This window comes from Oxalobacteraceae bacterium OTU3CAMAD1 (genome assembly GCA_024123915.1).
Taxonomy (GTDB): Bacteria; Pseudomonadota; Gammaproteobacteria; order Burkholderiales; family Burkholderiaceae_D; genus Rugamonas.
The window spans coordinates 3,531,169-3,552,303 of record CP099650.1; the positions used below are offsets into that span (position 1 = coordinate 3,531,169).

The 21,135-nt window shown below is 65.9% G+C and carries 17 protein-coding genes and 1 pseudogene; 15 read left to right on the top strand and 3 right to left on the bottom strand.

Annotated features, from left to right (window positions below):
- Nucleotides 1-57: 57 nt before the first annotated feature.
- The 3 genes from NHH88_15375 to NHH88_15385 all read right to left on the bottom strand — a co-directional run bounded on the left by NHH88_15375 (nt 58) and on the right by NHH88_15385 (nt 2,589).
- Nucleotides 58-1,086: a LacI family DNA-binding transcriptional regulator gene (locus tag NHH88_15375; protein USX17096.1), complete on the bottom strand. Its 1,029-nt coding sequence runs from the start codon at nt 1,084-1,086 to the stop codon at nt 58-60.
- Nucleotides 1,087-1,159: 73 nt separating this feature from the next.
- Entirely contained in the window at nt 1,160-1,714 is a 555-nt protein-coding gene (locus NHH88_15380; protein ID USX17097.1) for a DUF4124 domain-containing protein, read from the bottom strand.
- A gap of 152 nt (nt 1,715-1,866) precedes the next feature.
- Complete coding sequence (locus tag NHH88_15385; GenBank protein USX17098.1) at nt 1,867-2,589, bottom strand: hypothetical protein; 723 nt, start codon at nt 2,587-2,589, stop codon at nt 1,867-1,869.
- Between the two features lie 210 nt (nt 2,590-2,799).
- On the opposite strand from NHH88_15385, the gene guaB reads away from it, so the two are divergent.
- The 15 genes and pseudogenes from guaB (at nt 2,800) to NHH88_15460 (ending at nt 21,110) form a co-directional block, all read left to right on the top strand.
- Complete coding sequence (gene guaB, locus NHH88_15390; GenBank protein ID USX17099.1) at nt 2,800-4,272, top strand: IMP dehydrogenase; 1,473 nt, start codon at nt 2,800-2,802, stop codon at nt 4,270-4,272.
- Between the two features lie 66 nt (nt 4,273-4,338).
- Nucleotides 4,339-5,949, top strand: a complete 1,611-nt coding sequence (guaA, locus tag NHH88_15395) for a glutamine-hydrolyzing GMP synthase (protein USX17100.1) — start codon at nt 4,339-4,341, stop codon at nt 5,947-5,949.
- Nucleotides 5,950-6,055: 106 nt separating this feature from the next.
- Nucleotides 6,056-6,214, top strand: a pseudogene (locus NHH88_15400) (alpha/beta hydrolase).
- Between the two features lie 388 nt (nt 6,215-6,602).
- Complete coding sequence (locus NHH88_15405; protein USX17101.1) at nt 6,603-7,697, top strand: LLM class flavin-dependent oxidoreductase; 1,095 nt, start codon at nt 6,603-6,605, stop codon at nt 7,695-7,697.
- Nucleotides 7,698-7,745: 48 nt separating this feature from the next.
- Nucleotides 7,746-10,130, top strand: a complete 2,385-nt coding sequence (locus NHH88_15410; protein ID USX17102.1) for a glycoside hydrolase family 3 C-terminal domain-containing protein — start codon at nt 7,746-7,748, stop codon at nt 10,128-10,130.
- Nucleotides 10,131-10,155: 25 nt separating this feature from the next.
- Nucleotides 10,156-10,761, top strand: a complete 606-nt coding sequence (locus NHH88_15415; protein USX17103.1) for an NAD(P)H-dependent oxidoreductase — start codon at nt 10,156-10,158, stop codon at nt 10,759-10,761.
- 113 nt (nt 10,762-10,874) lie between these two features.
- Nucleotides 10,875-13,034, top strand: a complete 2,160-nt coding sequence (locus NHH88_15420; GenBank protein USX17104.1) for a TonB-dependent receptor — start codon at nt 10,875-10,877, stop codon at nt 13,032-13,034.
- Between the two features lie 14 nt (nt 13,035-13,048).
- Complete coding sequence (locus tag NHH88_15425) at nt 13,049-13,711, top strand: gluconate 2-dehydrogenase subunit 3 family protein (protein ID USX17105.1); 663 nt, start codon at nt 13,049-13,051, stop codon at nt 13,709-13,711.
- A 17-nt stretch (nt 13,712-13,728) separates the two neighbouring features.
- Entirely contained in the window at nt 13,729-15,423 is a 1,695-nt protein-coding gene (locus tag NHH88_15430) for a GMC family oxidoreductase (GenBank protein ID USX17106.1), read from the top strand.
- A gap of 51 nt (nt 15,424-15,474) precedes the next feature.
- On the top strand, nt 15,475-16,125 hold the full coding sequence (locus tag NHH88_15435) for a TetR/AcrR family transcriptional regulator (protein USX17107.1): 651 nt from the start codon (nt 15,475-15,477) through the stop codon (nt 16,123-16,125).
- Between the two features lie 89 nt (nt 16,126-16,214).
- Nucleotides 16,215-17,165 (top strand): sugar phosphate isomerase/epimerase, encoded by a 951-nt coding sequence (locus NHH88_15440; GenBank protein USX17108.1) that lies wholly within the window; start codon nt 16,215-16,217, stop codon nt 17,163-17,165.
- 14 nt (nt 17,166-17,179) lie between these two features.
- Nucleotides 17,180-18,148 (top strand): sugar phosphate isomerase/epimerase, encoded by a 969-nt coding sequence (locus NHH88_15445; protein ID USX17109.1) that lies wholly within the window; start codon nt 17,180-17,182, stop codon nt 18,146-18,148.
- A gap of 18 nt (nt 18,149-18,166) precedes the next feature.
- Nucleotides 18,167-19,393 (top strand): MFS transporter, encoded by a 1,227-nt coding sequence (locus NHH88_15450; GenBank protein ID USX17110.1) that lies wholly within the window; start codon nt 18,167-18,169, stop codon nt 19,391-19,393.
- The gene (locus tag NHH88_15455; protein USX17111.1) at nt 19,390-20,163 is read left to right on the top strand and encodes a TIM barrel protein; all 774 of its coding nucleotides are present in this window, start codon (nt 19,390-19,392) and stop codon (nt 20,161-20,163) included. Before NHH88_15450 ends, NHH88_15455 begins: the two co-directional genes overlap by 4 nt.
- On the top strand, nt 20,160-21,110 hold the full coding sequence (locus NHH88_15460; GenBank protein USX17112.1) for a TIM barrel protein: 951 nt from the start codon (nt 20,160-20,162) through the stop codon (nt 21,108-21,110). The genes NHH88_15455 and NHH88_15460 overlap by 4 nt, the downstream gene beginning before the upstream one ends.
- Nucleotides 21,111-21,135: the final 25 nt, after the last annotated feature.

A 21,135-nucleotide genomic window follows, 5' to 3' on the forward strand; every position in this document is an offset into this window, starting at 1 on the left:
AAACAAGAATCTATGGTGCGCCGCATCAAAGCGGCACGGCCGACGGGCTGCGCGGACTCAGGCGCTTTCCCTGGCCATCAGCGTGAAGCCCAGGTCGATCTGGCGCGTCGGCGGCACCTCGCCCTTGATCACCGCGCGCAGCAGGGTGGCCGCCTCGAAGCCGATGCGGTAGCGCGGCGTGCCGATGGTGGTCAGCGACGGATTCATCCATGCCGACGCCGGCAGGTCGTTGAAGCCGCAGATCGCCAGTTGGGTCGGCACCGAGATGCCGCGCCGCTGGCATTGATAGATGGCGCCGTGCGCCAAGTCGTCGTTGCAGCAGAAAATGGCGTCGCAGTCGGGCGCCTGGGCCAGCATGCGCCCCAGCAGCTCGGCTCCCAGCGCGATGGTCGACGGTTCCGCCACCATGACTTCCAGCCGGACGTCGGCCAGGCCGGCCTCGTTCATGGCCTGGCGGTAGCCCTCGGCGCGGCGCAGGGTCCGCTCGTCGAGCTGGGCGCCGATGAAGCCGATGCGCTTGTGGCCCTTGTCGAGCAGATAGCGCGTCATGGCCTGGCCCGCCTGGAATTGAGAAAAGCCCACCGTCAGCTGGGCCGGGTCGGTGGACATGTCCATCATCGACACCACCGGCACGCGCGAGTTGGTCAGGATCTGCTGCACTCGGTCGCTGTGCGACAGGCCCGACAACAGCATGCCGTCCGGATTCGACTGCAGGTAGGTGCCGATCAGCTTTTCCTCTTCCTGGTCCGAATAGCGGGTGTTGCCGATCAGGATTTGGTAGTCGTCGGCGTCGAGCGCGTCCTGGATGCCGGCCAGCACTTCCGTGAACACGGCGTTCGACAGCGACGGCACCAGCACCGCGATCACCTTCGATTGCGACGAGGCCAGCGCGCGGGCGGCGCGGTTGGGCACGTAGCCGAGCTCGATGACCGCTTTGTCGACCCGGTCGCGCAGCGCTTGCGACACCATGTCCGGCTGGGTGATGGCGCGCGACGCGGTCATGGTCGCCACGCCGGCGTGTTTCGCCACCATCGCCAGGGTGATGCGGCCGCTGGCGCGGCTCCTGCCCGCTTGTGATTTCGTCATCAGTAATACTTATAGTGGTATTGATAGCGATATCATACGGCAGCTTAGTACGAAAGGGAGAGGGGGAAAGTGCTTATTGGCAGCCAGCCAACACTTTTTGATTCTTTTTACCCATTTCGGCGCGTTCCTGGTCGCTCAGGACGGCGCGCTCGCCGTTTTTGTCGACGTTGACCATGCGCATACCCTGGTCCAGCGCCCGCTGGTTTTGCCGCGCGGCCTCGCAGTTGGCGGCGATGTCGGCTTTTTGCTGGGCATCTTCGACGGTTTTGCGTTCGGCCGTTGCGGCGTCCGTGCGGCGCTTGTTGAAGGCCTCGTCGCGTTCGGCCAGCGTGGGAAGGGGCTTGGCTCCGGCTTCGGCTGCCGGGACGGCGCTTGCCGGCGGCGCATCGGCTTCCGGCGGCGCGGCGTTGGGGTTGAACGGGACCTTGCCCGGCGCCTTCAAAATGCGCTTTTCGGGCACCGACGGCGGAGGCGGGCGGTCCGACAATTGCTTGATGCCCTTGTCATCGATCCAGATGTACTGTGCGAGTGCCGCGCGCGGCAGGCCCAGCGCAAGCAGCACCAGCAAGAGGGCGGAAGATTTGGCGAGCAGGAAATGCGCTCGGCGCGTACTGCGAAGGTGGTCCATGGTGCGCTCCGGTAACTATGGAGCTGATTTCGCCATGATTCGGCCCGGGTGTCAACCGATGTCGCGTGAAGCGCCGGGCGGCGTCAACAGGTGTCGACGCCGTCCGGCGTTTTAAGCCAGGCTTTAAGCCAGGCTTTAAGCCAGTCTACTGCTTATGCCGCCAGTGCCGCGTCGGCTGCCTTCTTGCGGCCTTTGAAGCGCGCGAAAACGCCGATAGCCGCCAAACCCGCACCCATCATGGCGAACGGCGGCAGCTCAGGCACGGGGCTCACGGCAGGCGCCGTGTCGAAGGACACCGTCAACGCGGTGATGCTCATCGAACCGTAGGCGGGATTTGGGTCCAGGCTGTAAAACATATAGGCGATGAGACGGTCATAGCTGCCGCTGGCCTCGCTCGCATTGGAGCTGAACGACAAAGTGCCGCTCGTCGGCGTGGAGGTGGGCGCGCTGCTGGCGCTACCTTGGGCGTTGCCGACCAGGTCGGCGGCAAACGGTCCGCAAGTGTCGCAGTACGGCGACAGCACATCGATGCTCGCGCGCGCGTACGCGTTGTAGTCGCCATCATACGGCCATGGACCGGGCGGCGTCTCCAACTGGTACTGCACTTCCATGGTGAAGCTCAGTTTGCCCGTAAGGACTTTGCCCTCGTGCGCGGTGACGTCGAACGCGTGTTTGAACGAGGTGTGGTTTGGAATGCCGTCTTCGACATACGGGCCGCTGGCAAAGGTGAACGTGTTGCCGCTGTTTGAAACAAGGTTGAAGCCGGAGAACCAGACGTCGACGTCGGCGCCCTGGGCGGTGTCGGCGAAGGCCGGCGCCGCGGTCGCGGCAATCAGCGCCGCTGCGGAAAACAACTTCATGATCGATTTTTTCATATACACCCCTTGTATGATTATATTATCCGCCCTTGATTAATATCAAATAACCAAGAGTCGGCGGCACTATACCTAGTTTGTCAAACGAGCAAACTATCAAAATGTAACATTGTTAAAATAATTATATGGGTGGCGAAGGGCGCCGGGAGAAGTTCCAGACAGAACGCCGCTTTCTCTGTATAATCTGCTTTTGCGCCTATAGGAATTGCTATGCGTCTTCTCCAAAAAGCACTCACGTTCGATGACGTGCTTCTCGTCCCAGCGTACTCGAATGTTTTGCCTGCCGATACGTCCCTCAAAACTCGTCTGACCCGCAATATCACGTTGAACATTCCGCTGCTGTCGGCGGCGATGGATACCGTGACCGAAGGCCGTCTGGCGATCGCCATGGCGCAAGAGGGTGGCATCGGCATCATCCACAAGAACCTCAAGCCGAAGGACCAGGCGCGCGAAGTGGCCAAGGTCAAGCGTTTCGAGGCCGGCGTGCTGCGCGATCCGATCACAATCCCGCCGACGATGAAAATCCGCGACGTCATCAAACTGACCGAGCAGTACGGCATCTCCGGCTTCCCGGTGGTCGAAGGCAAGGAAGTGGTCGGCATCATCACCAACCGCGACCTGCGTTTTGAACAGGAACTGGACGCCGAAGCGCGCGCCAAGATGACCCCGCGCGAAAAGCTGGTGTTCATCAAGGAAAGCGGCGACGGCGCCGACCGCGACGAAGCCAAGCGCCTGATGAACAAGCACCGCCTCGAGCGCGTGCTGGTCGTCAACGACGCCTTCGAACTGCGCGGCCTGATCACCGTCAAGGATATCCAGAAATCGACCGAGCACCCGCTGGCGTCGAAGGACTCGCAAGGCAAGCTGCTGGTCGGCGCCGCCGTCGGCGTGGGCGCCAAGGATGAGGAACGCATCGAGCTGCTGGTCGCCGCCGGTGTCGACGTGCTGGTGGTCGACACCGCCCACGGCCACTCGCAGGGCATCCTCGACCGCGTCAAATGGATCAAGACCAAGTTCCCGCACGTGGACGTCATCGGCGGCAACATCGCCACCGCCGCCGCCGCCAAGGCGCTGGTCGAATACGGCGCGGACGCGGTCAAGGTCGGCATCGGCCCGGGCTCGATCTGCACCACCCGTATCGTCGCCGGCGTCGGCGTGCCGCAGATCACCGCCATCTCGAACGTCGCCGAAGCGCTCGAAGGCACCGGCGTGCCATGTATCGCCGACGGCGGCATCCGCTTCTCGGGCGACATCTCCAAGGCGCTGGCCGCCGGCGCGTCGACCGTGATGATGGGTTCGATGTTCGCGGGCACCGAAGAGGCGCCGGGCGAAGTGATCCTGTACCAGGGCCGCTCGTACAAGTCGTATCGCGGCATGGGTTCGCTGGGCGCGATGTCGGACGGTTCTGCCGACCGCTACTTCCAGGACGCCACGATGAAGGCCGACAAGTTCGTGCCTGAAGGTATCGAAGGCCGCGTCGCCTACAAGGGCAGCGTGCTGGCGATCATCTTCCAGCTGGTCGGCGGCGTGCGTCAATCGATGGGTTATTGCGGCTGCGCCACCATCGACGAGCTGCGCAACAAAGCCGAGTTCGTCGAGATCACCTCGGCCGGCATGCGCGAATCGCATGTGCACGACGTGCAAATCACCAAGGAAGCGCCGAACTACCGTTCCGGCGACTAACCAGTCCTTGCAACGCCGGCTAGTAAGCCGGCGTTTTTCCATTCCAGACCTCTTCTGTAGATATCCATGCATTCTAAAATCCTCATTCTCGATTTCGGCTCCCAAGTCACCCAACTGATCGCCCGCCGCGTGCGCGACTCCGGCGTGTTCTCCGAGGTGTTCCCGTACGACGTCAGCGACGAGTTCGTGCGCAACTACGGCGCCGCCGGCGTGATCCTGTCGGGCAGCCACAACTCCACGCTGGACGGCGACTCGCCGCGCGCGCCGCAGGCCGTGTTCGAGCTGGGCGTGCCGGTGTTGGGTATCTGCTACGGCATGCAGACGATGGCCGCGCAGCTTGGCGGTAAAGTGGAAAACGGCCTGGTGCGCGAGTTCGGCTACGCCGAGGTGCGCGCGCGCAGCCACACCAAGCTGCTCGACGGCATCAACGACTTCGTCACCGACGAAGGCCACGGCATGCTGAAGGTGTGGATGAGCCACGGCGACAAGGTGCTGGAAATGCCGCCAGGCTTCGTCCTGATGGGCAACACGCCAAGCTGCCCGATCGCCGCCATGGCCAATGAAGAGAAGCATTTCTACGGCGTGCAATGGCATCCGGAAGTGACGCACACGTTGCAGGGCAAGGCCATGCTGGGCCGCTTCGTGCACGAGATCTGCGGCTGCAAATCTGACTGGAACATGCCGGACTACATCTCCGAAGCGGTCGAGAAGATCCGCGCGCAAGTGGGCACCGACGAGGTCATCCTCGGCCTGTCCGGCGGCGTCGATTCGTCCGTGGCCGCCGCGCTGATCCACCGCGCCATCGGCGACCAGCTGACCTGCGTGTTCGTCGACCACGGCCTGCTGCGCCTGGACGAGGGCAAGATGGTCATGGACATGTTCGCCAAGAACCTGGGCGTCAAGGTCATCCGCGTCGACGCAGAGGACCAGTTCATGGGTCACCTGGCCGGCGTCGCCGACCCGGAGCAAAAGCGCAAGATCATCGGCCGCGAATTCGTCGAAGTGTTCCAGGTCGAGTCAGGCAAGCTGGTCAACGCCAAATGGCTGGCGCAGGGCACCATCTACCCGGACGTGATCGAGTCGGCCGGCAAGGGCAAGAAGGGCCAGACCATCAAGAGCCACCACAACGTCGGCGGCCTGCCGGAGACGATGAAGCTCAAGCTGCTCGAACCGCTGCGCGAACTGTTCAAGGACGAGGTGCGCAAGCTGGGCGTCGCGCTGGGCCTGCCGCACGACATGGTTTATCGCCACCCGTTCCCGGGCCCTGGCCTGGGCGTGCGCATCCTGGGCGAAGTGAAGAAGGACTTCGCCGACCTGCTGCGTCGCGCCGACGCCATCTTCATCGAAGAGCTGCGCAACACGCCGTACGAGGCGGTGGTGGTGCCGGGCTTCGATCAGGACAGCGTGCCGGCGAACTGGTACGAAGCGACCAGCCAGGCGTTCGCGGTGTTCCTGCCGGTGAAGTCGGTGGGCGTGATGGGCGATGGTCGCACCTATGAATACGTCGTCGCGCTGCGTGCGGTGCAGACGCAGGACTTCATGACGGCGCATTGGGCGCACCTGCCGCACGCGCTGCTGGGCAAAGTGTCTAACCGCATCATCAATGAAGTGCGCGGGATTAACCGGGTGGTGTACGACATCTCGGGCAAGCCGCCGGCGACCATCGAGTGGGAATGATGTTTTGCTCGGCAGCCGGTGACGGCGCAGTGTAAGTGGATGAGACCAAGCCCCTGATTTTCAGGGGCTTTTTTTATTTTGGCTGGCAAGGTCTCTTGTCTTGGATACGCCGCGCTTGGGTGGGCAGGCGGCGCTCGGGGCGGATATGCTGGCGTTGATGGATGGCCGCATTCAAGAGGCGGTTCTCGGCGGCTACGATTGGGGTGGTAGAGCTGCCTGTATCGTCGCTGCGCTATGGCCCGACAGGGTAGTCGGCTTGGTCAGCGCCGCTATGGACGTGCCGCAGGAAGCGCCGATTATTTTCGCAGACGCGATTGGGGACTGCGCGAACCGAATTGAGCAGCGTTTCGGACGGATTTTTATTGCGGTCCTGGGGAATGGATCGAGTCGGCGTGCCGGTCAGTTGTAGGTCGCCGTGCATGCCTGGAGGGCAGCGTAGGCGGGAAGAGACCAGCCGGTGGCGTGGCCAGATCAGGTTGATGTCCCGGGCTTTTGGCAATTCGTCGTTTGGATAGCTCGCATCCGTGCGGCAAATCGGCGTTGACTTACAAATTTGGGTGAAATAGCATAATAAGAATTCGGATTCTGATTTAGGGGCGGCACGCCGAACGGCCGCCAAATCCGTGACCCGTAACCTTATGACTGGACACCCCATGCGCTTTTCCGTCTTCCTCAATGCCCGCACGATGAGCTCGGACGCCGACAAACAGTTGATCGTCGACCTGGAACAGCACGCGCTGCTGGCCGGCAAACTCGGCTTCGATGCCATTTTCATGCCGGACCACCATTTCAACGGCTACATGCCGGTGGCCAGCGATAGCTATATGTTCGCCTCGTACTTGGCGGCCAAGCTGCCCGACATGCACTTCGGCTTCTCGGTGACGTCGGTGCCGCTGCACCATCCGGTGCGCTTCGTCGAGCGGATCAACATCCTCGACCACCTCACCAAAGGCAAGCTGCTCGTCGGCATCGGCTCGGGCACCACGCCGGAGGAGATGATCGGCTTCGGCGTCAACTACAAGGACGCCGGCCGCATCGCCGAGGAAAACCTGGAGGCGGCCGAGGCGCTGTGGGCGAAGGGTATCGACGACGCGCCGGTGGAGCTGACGGGCTTCCACCAGGGCCGCGTGCTGCAGCGCATCGCCCCCACCTCGTACGGCCCCAATCACGCGCGCCTGATGCCGGTCGCCCTCAAGGAAAGCAGCGCCACGCGCGCTGCCGTCAACGGCTGGCCGGCGTTCATTCCCGCTTTTACGCCGCCCGTCATCGGCGGCATCGATCCGCTCAGCCACGTCACCAAGCACTTCGGCAACTACCACCGCCAGTTGCTTGCGGCGGGACACAGCGACGAGACGGTGTCCGACGCGCTGTCGTGGACCACGCACAGCTACCAGTGCGTGCACCTGGCGCCGACCGACGAGCAGGCCCGCCGCGAAGTGCTGGAAATCCTGACGGACTACCAGGAAGCGATCGAACGCGAAGCGGCCTTTAACGCCAAGGCGGAAACCACCGACGCCAACAAAAAGACCGACCGCACCGGCCACGCGCTGTCGGACGAATGGATGGCCACCTGGTGCCTGTACGGCAGCCCCGAGACCGTGATCGAAAAATTGCGTGCCTACCAAGAGATCGGCATCGGCAACATCCTGTGCGGCACCACCACCGGTCCGTTGACCGCGCGCCGCCTGGCCTATGCCAACCAGACCTTGGAACTGCTGGCCAAGCACGTCGTACCCGCATTCAAATAACAAGACGATGGCCGTCCGCATCAGGGCCGCCCACTGGAGGAGAGCAGCATGGATCAACAATTGAGCGTGGCCGACATGGCCATGCTGACCGCCGGCGCCACGATGTGGGCCACGGCGGCGGTGCCTGCGGCGGACATCCCGTCGCTGTCGATGGCCGACGGCCCGATGGGCGTGGCGGGCGCGCGTGTCGACGAGCGCGACGTCTCGCTGCTCACGCCCGCTCCGGTCGCGCTGGGCGCCAGCTGGGACCCGGCGCTGGCGAAAAAAGTCGGACGTCTTGTGGGCGGCGAGGCGATCCGCCGGGGTGTGGACCTGATGCTCGCGCCGAATCTGAACCTGGCGCGCAGTCCGCTGGCGGGGCGCGCCTTCGAATACTTTTCGGAAGACCCGCTGCTGTGCGGCCAGTTGGGGGCTGCCTGGATCGAGGGCTGCCAATCCACCGGCACCGGCGCCGTCGCCAAGCACCTGGTGTGCAACGACAGCGAAACCGCGCGCGACCAGATGAACGCCGTGGTCGACCCGCGCACCCTGCGCGAGGTGTACCTGCTGCCGTTCGAGCTGGCGGCGCAGGCCAAATGCGCCGGCATGCTCACCGCCTACAACAAAGTCAATGGCGCCTGGTGCGCCGAGGCGTCGCCCGTGATCGGCGCCATCGCCAAGGACGAATGGGGGTTTGCCGGCGTGTTCATGAGCGACTGGTTCGGCACCCATTCCACGGTCGGCTCGCTGCTCGGCGGACTCGATCTGGAAATGCCGGGGCCGGCGCGCTTTCTCGGCGCGCACAGCGCGAACGCGGTGGAGGAGGGCGCCGTGCCATCCGCCCGCCTGCGCGATGCCGCGGCCCGGGTGGCGGGCGCCGCGCGCCGCTTCGGCGGCGCCAAGGGCACGTCGATGACTGACGCGAAGGCGGCCGAACTGCTGGTGGAAGCCGCGGCCGCCGGCTTCACCCTGGTGCGCAACGAGGACGCGCTGCTGCCGCTCGATATCAAACGCCATCCTCGCATCGCCGTGATCGGCCCCAACGCCAGCGCGCCGTGCTTCCAGGGCGGCACCTTCGCCAAGATCGCCGTCAGGCCAGACGCAGTGCTGCCCATCGACGCGCTGCGCCTCCGCTTCGGCGACGCCATCGCCGGCTATGCGCCCGGTGTGGACCCGCAACCGAAGCTGCCGCGCATGGATGCGCGGCCGGCGCGCGACCTCGGTGACGGCTGCGCGCGCGGCATGACCATCGATTACTTCGACAATCCGGCCTGCGAGGGCGCGCCGCTGGCCAGCGAAACGCGCGACACCAACTCGCTCACCTGGTTCCACGGCGTGCACGAGGCGGGTGCCTTGCAGCGCGATGCCGCCACCCGCGCCAGCGGCGCCTACACCGCCGCCGAAGCGGGCGGCCATCTGTTCTACGTGGGGGGCACCGGCGCGCTGCGGCTTCTTGTCGATGGCCGCGAGGTATTCCGCCGCGACGAGCAACTGGCGCCCGGCGACGTGATGGGACGCCTGAAAAGCGGCGACGCCGACAGCGTGACCGTGCAGCTGGCGGCGGGCCAAACGGTGGCCGTGGTGGCGGAATTGCGTTACACGGCCGCGCGTTGCCAAGGCCTGTGGTATGGCGTGCGCGGGCCGGGCAGCGCCGAATCGATGATGGCGCAGGCGCTGGACCAGGCACGCCAGGCCGACGCGGTGATCCTGATAGTGGGCGAGACGTCCGACGCCAGCGTGGAAAGCAAGGACCGTCCCGACACCCACCTGCCGGCCGAGCAGATCGCGCTAATCGAACAGGTGTGCGCGGCCAATCCCAACACCGTCATCGTCACCAACGTGGGCCATGCGTTCGACACCCGCTGGGAGGGGCTGGCCAAAGCGGTTTTACACTGCTGGTATCCGGGCCAGGAATTCGGCGCGGCGCTGGCGCAGGTGCTGGCGGGCGAGCGCGAGCCGGGCGGCCGCCTTCCGGTCAGCATCGCCGCCGAAGACGGCGACTATCCGGCGCTGTCGCTGCAACCGGACGCCAACGGCGACCTGCATTACAGCGATGGTGTGCGGGTGGGTTATCGGGGACTGGCAGCGAAGGGCGTGGCGCCGCGCCAGGCTTTCGGCGCCGGTTTCGGCTATGCCAGCTTCGAGCTGCGCGCGCCCGGACTTGAAGCCGTCGGCGATGGCTGGGAGTTGACCGTCACCCTGCGCAACACCAGCGCGCGCGCCGGCGCCGAAGTGGTGCAGGTGTACCGCGACCAGCCGGAGCTGACGCTGGTCGGCTTTGCCAAGGCTCACCTGGACGCCGGCGAGGAGCGGCAAGTGCGTGTCGCCATCGCCGCGCGCCGCATGCAGCTGTGGGATGGCGGCTGGACCGACCTGGCGGGGCCGGTGCGGCTGCTGGTCGGGCGGTCGAGCACTGATTTACCTTACTCGCTGCCATTCGCGACAACCATCTAAACAATATAAAACGGAGACAGACATCATGAACCACTACACCAACAACGCCCGCGCCAACGGCCGCACTCCTTACATCGTCGGCATCGGCGGCACCACGCGTCCGGGATCGAGCACCGAGACCGCACTGCGCGTGGCGCTGCACCACGCGGCGGAACTGGGCGCGCGCACCGAATTGTTCGGCGGCGCCGCGCTGGCCGCGCTGCCCGGCTACTCGCCCGAGCAGAACGAACGCACCGACGGCCAGCGCGCGCTGGTGGAAGCGGTGCGCCGGGCCGATGCCATCATCTTCGCCTCGCCGGGCTACCACGGCGGCGTGTCGGGACTGGTGAAGAACGCCATCGATCTGCTGGAGGACCTGCGCGCCGACGAGCGTGTCTACCTCGACGGCATGCCGGTGGGTTGTATCGTGACCGCCGCCGGCTGGCAGGGCTGTAATACCACCCTCGGCGCGCTGCGTTCGATCGTGCACGCGCTGCGCGGCTGGCCCACGCCCGTGGGCGTCACGCTCAATACCGCCGGCGTGCGCCTGTTCGACGGCGAAGGCCGGTGCCTGGAGCCGCAGGTGACGGCCAGCCTGCGCCTGTTGGCGGAGCAGGTGGTGGGCGTGCGCAGCCCGGTCGCGGCGGCATAATAAAAATTAGAATTGCGATTCTAAATTTATGCTATCCTGATTTGCAAGTGACGCGCGCCCGGGCAGGGCGCGACCCAAAACGAGACTGAAAAGTCCAATCGTCGGAGACAAAAGTGCCCTACCAAAACGATGCCGGCCCCGGCCCGCGCGCTCTGCTTGCGCGTCCGCGACCTACCCTGATCCTCGCGGCCTTGCTGGCCGCCGGCGGCGCCGCCGCCGAAGACAATCCGATGATCGAAGTGATCGTCACGGCCCAGAAGACCGCGCAGCCGGCATCGAAAACGCCGCTGGCGCTGTCGGTGCTCGGTGGCGACGAGTTGCGCCAGGCCGGCGCCACCAACGCCGTGGCGCTGACCGAGCTGGCGCCGAATGTGCAGATCTCCACCGATTCCGGCAAATTGCAGGTCGCCATACGCGGCGTGGTCAGCCTGGACACCAGCGAGAAGGGCGATTCGTCCACCGCCTTCAATGTCGATGGCGCCTACATCGGCCGCAGCGAGGCGCAGCTGGGCAGCTTCCTCGACCTCGAGCGCGTCGAGGTGCTGCGCGGGCCGCAAGGCACGCTGTACGGGCGCAACGCCACCGCCGGCGCCATCAACCTGATCACCAACAAGCCGGGCGGCAAGCTCGAAGGCCGGATCGACACCGAGATCGGCGACTACGGCGCCCGCCGCGTCGAGGGCATGGTCAATCTGCCCGTCAACGCCATGCTGGCGCTGCGCGCGGCGGCCGTCACGGTGCGCCACGACAGCTACCTCGAACCCGGCCCGAACACGGTAGGCCTGACGGACAAGGATGACAGCGCCGCGCGGCTGCACGCATTGCTGACTTTTTCGCCGTCGACCACATGGTTGCTGACGGCCGAGCGCAGCAAGGCCGGCGGCAACGGCGCCAGCTCGGTGCCGCTGACGAACTTCTTCACCGGCGCAGCCGTCGCGGGCGGGAACAACCTGGCCAATCCCGTCTACGTCGATCGGGGCGCGACCGTGCAGCGCACTGCCGCCGCGAGGTATGCGGACGTGGGCAGCTACAAGGATGACGTGGCGACGTCGCTGCGCTCGGAACTGAAGACCGCGCTGGGGGAGTCCACGGAGTTGACCTGGCAGTTCGCGCGCCTGCATTTGACGCTGGATGAACTCAACAACGGCACCTATTTCGGTTTCCCGATGTATAACCCGATGTTCGGCGAGTCGACCCAGCGCACGCACGAGGTGCGGCTCAATTCGGCCGGCGCGCCGCGCCTGTCCTGGGTGGCGGGCCTGTACCACTACGACGAGGATATCTTCCGCTCCTCCACCTTCAACACGCAAACGCCCGGCCCGCTGATCGTGCTGCCATTCACGCCGACGGTCCATAGCCGCTCCAAGGCGGCGTTCGGGCAGATGACCTATCGCGTCGATCCGCGATTGCGCGTCACGCTCGGCGCGCGCACCACGCGCGATGAAAAATCGGGCCACGACCCGCTCAGCGGCAGTGCCACAGGCCCCGGGTATAGCGCCCAAGTGGAAAGCGCCAAGTCCAACTTCCGCGTTGCCGCCGATTACGACCTGCGGCCGGCGGTGATGGTGTACGCCAGCCTGTCGACCGGTTACAAGGCGGGTGGTTTCAACGACACCAGCGGCTCGGCCTACCTGCCCGAGAACATCACGTCGCTCGAAGCGGGCGTCAAGGGCCGCTTCCTGGCCAACCGCCTGCGCTTGGGCGCCGCCGCCTTCCGCTACGACTACAAGGACATGCAACTGACCTCCGTGGTGTGCACCGGCGCCACGGCAGCGACCTGCGGCGCGCTCACCACCAACGCGTCCAACGCCACGATCCAGGGTGTGGAAGTGGAGGGCACCTGGCAAGCGACGACCGACGACCGTATCAACTTCTCGCTGGCCACGGCCGACGGCAAGTTCAAGTCCTATATGCCGGACGGCGTGACCGATTGGTCCGGCCAGCAGATCGACCGCGCGCCGGCGTACAACGCCAGCCTCGGTTATGCGCACACCTTCATGTTCGACAGCGGCGCCAGCGTGGTGGCGAAAGTGGGCACGCGCCTGAACGGCGCCTACTTCCTCAGCGATTCGGCGTCCGCCGCGCGCTACCGCCAGCCGTCGTACCGCAAGAGCGATATCAGCGTCACCTACACGGCGGCAGCGCAGCGCTTCTACGTCCAGGCGTTTGCGCGCAACCTGGAAAACACCGTCACCATCGACAGCCTGGTGCCGGGCGGCTTCGGCATCGGCGCGCCGCGCACCATCGGCCTGCGCGCCGGCACCCAGTTCTAGCAGAAAGGCGAACCATGAACATCAGTAAAATTCAATTCGACCGCTCCCCGGCCCATCGCCACGGCGAACCGGCGCGCGGGGTGTCGCGGCGCGACGTGCTGGGCGCGCTGCTGGCGGCCACCACCCTGGCCGCCGTGTGGACGGCACCGGCGGCGGCGCAGGCCCTGAAGGCGGCCGGCGCGAGCTCCGAGGCGGTCGCCGCCCAGGCGCTGGACCCTGCCGAACTGGCCACGTTGACGGCGGCGGCCGAAGTCATCATCCCCGCCACCGACACGCCCGGCGCCGGCGAGGCCGGCGTGCCGCCGTTCGTCGCCACGCTGGTGGCCAGCTGGATGACGGTGGACGAAGCGGCGTTCTTCCGCAAGGGCCTGGCCGGCCTGGAGGCCGGCGCGCAGCAGAAACATGGCCGCGCCTTTGCCGCGTGCGACGCGCGGCAGGGGGCCGAACTGCTGCAGGCGCTGCGCGCGGCCAGCCCGTACGGCGGGCGCACGTTCTCGCTCACAGACCGCATCCTCGATCCGAAATCGCCGTTCTACCTGCGGCTGCGCGACCTGGTGGTGCTGGGCTACTTCACCTCCGAGGCGGGCAGCAACCGCGAACTGCGCTACATGCCGGTGCCCGGCAAGTTCGAATCGAATGTCGACATCAAGACCTGGCCGTACCAGGTCGTCATCTGAAATCCATGGGACCGAACATGAAACAGACCACGCAATTCGACGCCATCGTCATCGGCTCCGGCATCACCGGCGGCTGGGCGGCCAAGGAACTGACCGAAAAAGGCTTGAAGGTGCTGATCCTCGAACGCGGCAAGCCGCTCGAACATCAAACCGGCTACACGCACGAATTCACGCCGCCGTGGCAGGCGCCCAACCAGGGCTTGCCCGAGCGCGAGTTGTACGCGCGCGAGTATCCGGTGCAGAGCAAGATCGAGCGCGGAGCCTTCAGCTGGGCCAACCGGCAGTACTGGATCAACGACCGCCAAAACCCATACCAGGAAGCCAAACCGTTCCGCTGGCACCGCACCGACGTGCTGGGCGGGCGTTCGCTGACCTGGGGACGGCAATCGTATCGTTGGGGCGACGACGACTTCAAGGCCAACGCCCGCGACGGCCATGGCAACGATTGGCCGATCCGCTACGCCGACCTGGCGCCGTGGTACACGCACGTGGAAAAATTCATCGGCGTGAGCGGCCAGCCGGAGGGGCTGGAGAGCTTCCCGGACGGGCATTACCTGCCGCCGATGGAAATGACGGCGGTCGAGCGCGCGCTCAAGCAGCGCATCGAGGCGAAATGGCAGGACCGCCGCGTGACCATCGGCCGCGTGGCCAATCTGACGGTGCCGCACGAAGGGCGCGGTCCGTGCCAGAACCGGAATATCTGCAATCGCGGCTGCTCGTTTGGCGCGTATTTCAGCTCCCTCAGCTCGACCCTGCCGGCGGCGCAAAAGACGGGCCGGCTGACGATCCGCACCAACAGCGTGGTGGAGGCGATCGACGTCGACCCGCGCACCAAGCGGGCCACCGGCGTGCGCGTGATCGACGCGCAGAGCGGCGCGCGCACCACGTTCAAGGCCAAGGTGATTTTCCTTTGCGCGTCCACGTACGGCAGCGTGCAGGTACTGCTGCAGTCGCGCAGCGCCGCCCATCCGAACGGCATCGGCAACCACAGCGACGTGCTGGGTCGCTACCTGGTGGACCACCACGGCGTGGCGGCATTCGGCGAGATTCCAGGCTTCGAGGACCGCAACTACAAGGGTCGGCGCGCCACCGGCATCCTGATACCCCGTTTCCGCAACCTGGGCGGGCAGGACGCCGACGCCGACTTCACGCGCGGCTACGGCTTCCAGGGAGGCGCCATGCGCGACGACTGGACTAACACGGCCGCGCTCACCGACGATTTCGGCGCCGGCATGAAGCACAACATCGCCCGGCCAGGCAAGTGGGTGGCCTTCCTCGGCGCCTTCGGCGAGCAATTGCCGCAGGCGCACAACCGCGTCACGCTCGACGAGAACAACAAGGGCGGCTTCGGCCTGCCGCAGCTGCGCTTCGACGTGGCCTACGGCGAGAACGAAAAGCGCATGGCGCTCGACGCCGGCAAACAGGCCGAGGCCATGCTCAAGGCGGCCGGCGCGGCACGGGTGCAACTGGCGCCGGTGCGCACCTTGCCCGGCACGTCGATCCACGAGATGGGCGGCGCGCGCATGGGCCACGATCCGGCAAGCTCGGTGCTCAACGCCCGCAACCAGGTGCACGGCGTGCGCAACCTGTTCGTCACCGACGGCTCGGCCATGGCGTCGAGCGGCACCGTCAACCCGTCTCTGACGTACATGGCGCTGACGGTGCGGGCGGTGGACTTCGCGGTGGCCGAGCTCAAAGCGGGGCGGCTGTAACGGCGCCCTTTGGCTATAATCCACTCCATCTCTTAACGGAACACGACACCCATGCCGCCTATCAGTGCCCACGCCCGCGCGCCCAAACAGGGGCGCAGCCGACAGTCCTTCGAGCGCATCATCGAAGGCACCATCGACTTGCTGCGCGAGCGCGCCTACGACCAGATCACGCTGGCCGACATCTGCGAGCGCGCGGAGGTCTCGACCGGGTCGCTGTACGGGCGCGTGGCCGGCAAGGACGAGCTGCTGCGGGTGGTGCAGGTGCGCTTCCTCGAACGCCTGGCCGAGCAGTTCACCGGGGAGGCGGCGCGCATCGAGCGCGAGGCCAAGGGCCTGGCGCAAGTGGTGCCGGCGGTGGTGCGCAGCCTGGGCAACCTGCTGCGCGAAAACGCCAGCGTGCTGCGCTCGTTCATGCTGCGCGGTCCCTCCGACGCGGCGATCAACGCGGCGGGCAAGCAGTCGGCGGACGAGAACCACGCCAAATTCATCCGCCTGCTGCAGGCCTGCGGCAAGGAGATCCGCCACCCGCAGCCTGAGCGCGCCATCGATTCCGGCATGCTGCTCATTTACGCCACCCAGGCGCGTTTTCTGGGCCTCGACACCGCCGGCGGCAAGGGTGAGGACGAGGACTGGAACGACTTGCTCGATGACCTTGGCGACATGATGTTGGCCTTCCTGTTGTTTACGCCTCCCAAGCGCTGACCAGGCGTGGCGCGCGGTTCCGCCGCGCGCCAGGTTGCGCATCCAAGCCTAAATATAACCAACATTCTAATTCTGGAAAAGGAATCGTCATGACCGCACCCGCACCAAAACTGCGCTGGGCCTACATGGACCACTGGCGTATCGACACCCCGCAAGGGCAGCTATCGCAATACACGTCGGTCAAGCGCTTCGACGTCTTCCTCAAGCAGATCTCGGCGATCGGCTATGAGGCCATCGAAACCTTCGATTTTCATCTGGGGCCGCTGCGCGAGTTGTTCGGCTCCCTGGAAAACGCCCGCGCCTTCATGCAGGAGCGCGGCATCGACAAGGTCCTGAGTCTGTTCCACGCGGTGATGTACGACGAGCGCCAGAGCGCGCCCCACCTGCGCCACACGCACGACCATATCTTCAACTACGCCCAGCACATCATGCGCTCGAGCCAGGGCCTGGGCGTGGAGAACTTTATCGTCATGCCGGCGGGCCTGTACTACGACGTCGAGCCGGTCACCGATGACAAGATCAAGGCCTGCGCGGAGCTGTGGAGCCGGGTGGGCAAGATGACGCTGGAATATGGCGTCAAGACCTGCTGCCACCACGAGTTCTTCTGCGGCATCCGCAGCGCCGAGGAGCTACGCAAGTTTTATGAGTACAGCGACCCGCGCTACGTGTTCTTCTACTGCGACACCGCGCAACACGTCATCGCCGGCGTCGATCCGGTGGACCTGTACCTGAAACTGCAGGACCGCTGCGGCGGCTTCCACATGAAGGACACGCTCGACGTGGACTTGACCGGCGACTATCGCCGCAAGCCCGATGCCGAAGTGATGGCGCCGACCACCCCGCGCTGGTTCCACGAAATGGGCGTCGAGGGCGGCCTGGTGGACTTCCCGGCGCTGCTCAAGGCGATGAAGGAGTGCGGCTACGAGGGCTGGGTCGGCGTGGAGCACGACAAGGCCGACATCGGCGGCGGCAACTACCCCGAAAGCACGGCGCTGTCGGCGTGGTACATCCAGCACGTCCTGAAAAAAATCTACGCATAAGCGGGGGGAACAGCATGACACAACAGATCAAATGGGGCTACGCCGTCAACCAGTGGAAGGCCGGCTTCACCAGCTTCGCGCGGCTCGAGGAAATCGCGCGCGCGCTCAAGGTGACGGCCGCCTGCGGCTTTTCCGCCGTGGAGCTGTGCGCGGGAAGCGGCCGCTGGGATCCCATCGGGCGCCCCGAAAACATCGACATCAACTTCGGTTCGCCCGAACACTTCCGCCTCAAGCTGCGCGACTGGGGCATCACGCGCGTGGCCAGCACCTTCTTCGATCCGACCTTGATGAGCTTTGAGGAGCTGCACTTCGGCCTGTCCAGCACCCAGCCGGCGGAGCACGCGCGCATCGTCGCGCAGGCGAAAATCCACGCCACCATGCTGGCGCAACTGGGCGGCGAGTTCCTCGTGGTGCGCCCGTTCCCGTCGTTCTGGAAGGAGGGCGCGCTCAACGCCGAGCGCATGGCCGCCGCCGCCGATTGCTGGAACCAGGTGGGCGCCATGACGGCGGCGCTGGGCCTGAAAACCGTGCTGCACATCGACGCGCTGTCGGCGCTGCGCACGGCCGCTGAAATCGAACAGCTGCTGGCGCTGTGCGACAAGGACACCGTGGGCCTGGCTTTCGACACGGCCGAACTGACCATCGCCGGCCATGACGTGGTGGCGCTGTACCGGCGCTTCCACCAACGCGTGCTGCACTTCCACTTCAAAGACGCGCTGGCGACGGACACGCTGGGCGAATACCGGCTGCCCAACGCCGAGCGGGCGCTGATCGCGGCCGGCGGCGAGCGTGAAATCCCGCGCTGGTTCGGCGAGATGGGCACCGGGATGGTGGACTTCCCGGCGCTGCTGGCGGCCATGCGCGAACTCGGTTACGCGGGCTGGATCATCATCGAAAGCGACAAGGGACCGGAACCGATCGCCACCGGCATGATGCTCAACAGCTGGTACAAGCAGAACGTACTCGATCCCCTGGCGCGCTAGGCGCTGAAAGGACGCACCGTGAACCCACTCCACAGCGGGCAACCGCAGGCCGCCGCTTCCATCGGCGGCGCCCACGCTTCACAACCGTCCGGCCGCATGCAGGGTATCGCGCTGATGGCCGTCATGAGCATGCCCACCCTGGCGCTGGCGGCGCTGGTGCCCGGGTTGCCGCAGCTGTTCCGGCAGTTCTCGTCGGTGCCGCATTTCGAACTGCTGGTGCCGATGATAATCACGGTGCCGTCGCTGTGCGTGGCGCTGTTTTCGGGCTTCGCCGGCGCCATTGCCGACCGCTGGGGGCGGCGCAAGCTGCTGCTGGTGGCGCTGATGGCGTTCTCGCTGCTGGGACTCGCCCCCATGTTGTTCGACAATCTGTGGCTGATCGTCGCCAGCCGGGTGGTGGTGGGCCTGGCGGAAGCGGCCATCCTCACCGTGGGCAACGCGCTCATGGGCGATTACTTCGAAGGCGAACAGCGGCAGAAGTGGCTGGGCTACCAGAACATGTTCGCGCCGCTGATCGGCTCGGCCATCCTGCTGTCGGGCGGTTTTTTGGCGGGCATGCACTGGCGCTATCCGTTCCTGCTGTACCTGGCCGGCTTCGTGGTGTTCGCGCTGGCACTGGCGTTCTGCCGCGAGCCGCAACGCGCCACCAGCGCAACGCGGGCGGCTGGGGGCGTGGCGTCCACGCCGTTCCCGTGGCGGTCCACCGTGTTGGTGTGCGGCGTGACGGTGCTGTTTTCGCTGGTGTTTTTCGTGCAGGCGGTGCAGCACGGACGGATCTTCGGCGACATGGGTGTTGCCTCGCCTGAGCGTATCAGCGTGCTGGCCACCGTGGCCAGTCTCGGCACGGTGTTGGGTGGTTATCTGTTCAAGCGCATGACCGGGGTGTCGGTGCGCATGCTGCTGGCCACCTGCCTGGCGTTTTACGGCGTGAGCTACATCGGCGTGGCGCTGGCGCCCAACCTGGTTGTCGGCTTGCCGCTCGACGCGCTGGGCCAGGTCGGCGGCGGCTTGCTGCTGCCATCGCTGGTCACGTGGGCGCTGCTGCACTACGGCTTCGAACATCGCGGGCGTGGCATGGGCCTGTGGGGCGGCGCCTTTTTCCTCGGGCAGTTTCTCAGCCCGCCGCTGGTCTCGCTGATCGGCGTTTTCACCCCCAGCTTCCTGGCCAGCGTGGCCGTGATCGGCGCACTGTGCCTGATCGTCGCCGTGGCGCTGGCCATCACTCACAAAAGGAATCAATCATGAATTTTGCAGCTTGTATCGAATGGATGTTTGCGGAAGCCGGAGAAGATCTGCCGGCGCGTATCCACGCCGCCCATGCGGCAGGCGTCACCGGCGTCGAGTTCCACCTGTGGCGGGAGAAGCCGATCGAGGCCATCGCCCGCGCGGCCAGCGACACCGGCGTGAAAGTGCGCAGCTTCTGCGTGGAGCCGCGCCGCAGCCTGGCCGATCCGGCAGACCACGACCAGGTGTTGGCGGCTGTGGCCGACGCGATCCCCGTCGCACGGCGCCTGTCCGGCGCCGCCATGGTGCTGGCCTCTGGCTTCACCCGCGCCGACGTGCCGGAGCAGGAACAGTTTGACGCCGTGGTCGATGTGCTCAAGCGCGCCGCCGCCATGGCGCGCGAGGCGGGCACCGTCGTTTGGCTGGAGCCGGTGTACATGGTGATCAACGGCCAGCGCATGTTCGTCGACACGATCGGTCGCGGACTCGATATCGTCGCCGCCGTCGACAGCCCGGCGCTGCGCCTGCTGGCTGACGTGTTCCACTCCGCGCAAACGGGCGAGGACCTGGAACACGCCATAGGAGACCGCATGCGCTTCGTCGGCCATGTGCAGGTGGCGGACACCGACGGGCGCCACGAGCCGGGCACCGGCGGCATCGACTGGACCGGGGTGATGCGGGTGCTAAAGGAGAAGGACTACCAGGGCGAGATCGGTTTGGAATACTTCCCGACCGTGCCGGCCGACGAGTCGCTGGCGTTGACCAGACGCGCGCTGGGTTTCGAGTCATGACTTCCGGCGCGCCCGGTTCACCGACGCGGCGCCGTTTGCTCGCCGCCTTGGCGTCGATGGCGGCGCTGGCTGCGTCGCCGGTCGCCATTGGCAAGGGCCAAGCGCCGTTGGCGGCGGCCGGCGCTCTGCGCGGGCGGCTGCGGCAGGGTATCACGCCGCACCTGTTCTGTGCCACCATGGACGAGACCTGCCGCATGGCGGCCGCGCTGGGGATACGCGGGCTCGATTTCGCCAGCGACCCGGCTGATTGGCCGCTGATCCGGCAATACGGTTTGACGGTATCGCTGCTGCGTGTCGATTACGGCGGAGGTATCTCGCGTCCCGGCCGGGCGCCTGCCGGTCCGCCCGGCTGGAACGCCATCGGCACGCCCGATCGGGAAAGCCGTTTCGAAGCGGCGCTGCGCGACCGCATCGACGCGGCGGCCGACAACCAGATCCCCAGCATCATCGTCACCTGTGGTGAGCGGGGCGCGATAGGCTACGACGAGGGCAAGCGTAACGCCATCGCCTTCTTGCGCCGGGTGGCACCGCACGCCGAGGCGCGCAAGGTATTGCTGGTCATGGAGAACATCAACACCGGCCACACGGGCGGTCCGCCGGCGCCACCGGGCAGCATGTTCGATCATCTGCCGTGGGGGCTCGACGTCGCCACGCAAGTCGGCTCGCCCGCCGTCAAACTGCTGGTGGATCTGTACCACGCCCAGCTCATGGACGGTAATCTCACCAACTTCCTGCGCGATCATATGCCGCTGATCGGTCACTTCCACACCGGCGGCGTGCCGGGCCGGCACGAAATCGACGAGACGCAGGAACTGAACTACCGCCACCTGGCCACCACCATCGCCGACCTGGGATTCCAGGGCTTCGTCAGCCATGAATGGGCACCGTCGGCTGGCCGGGACAAGGTGGCGATGCTGCGCAAGTGCGTGGGCATCATCGACGTGTAGCGGCTCTTCGCTTTCGCTCGCAGAC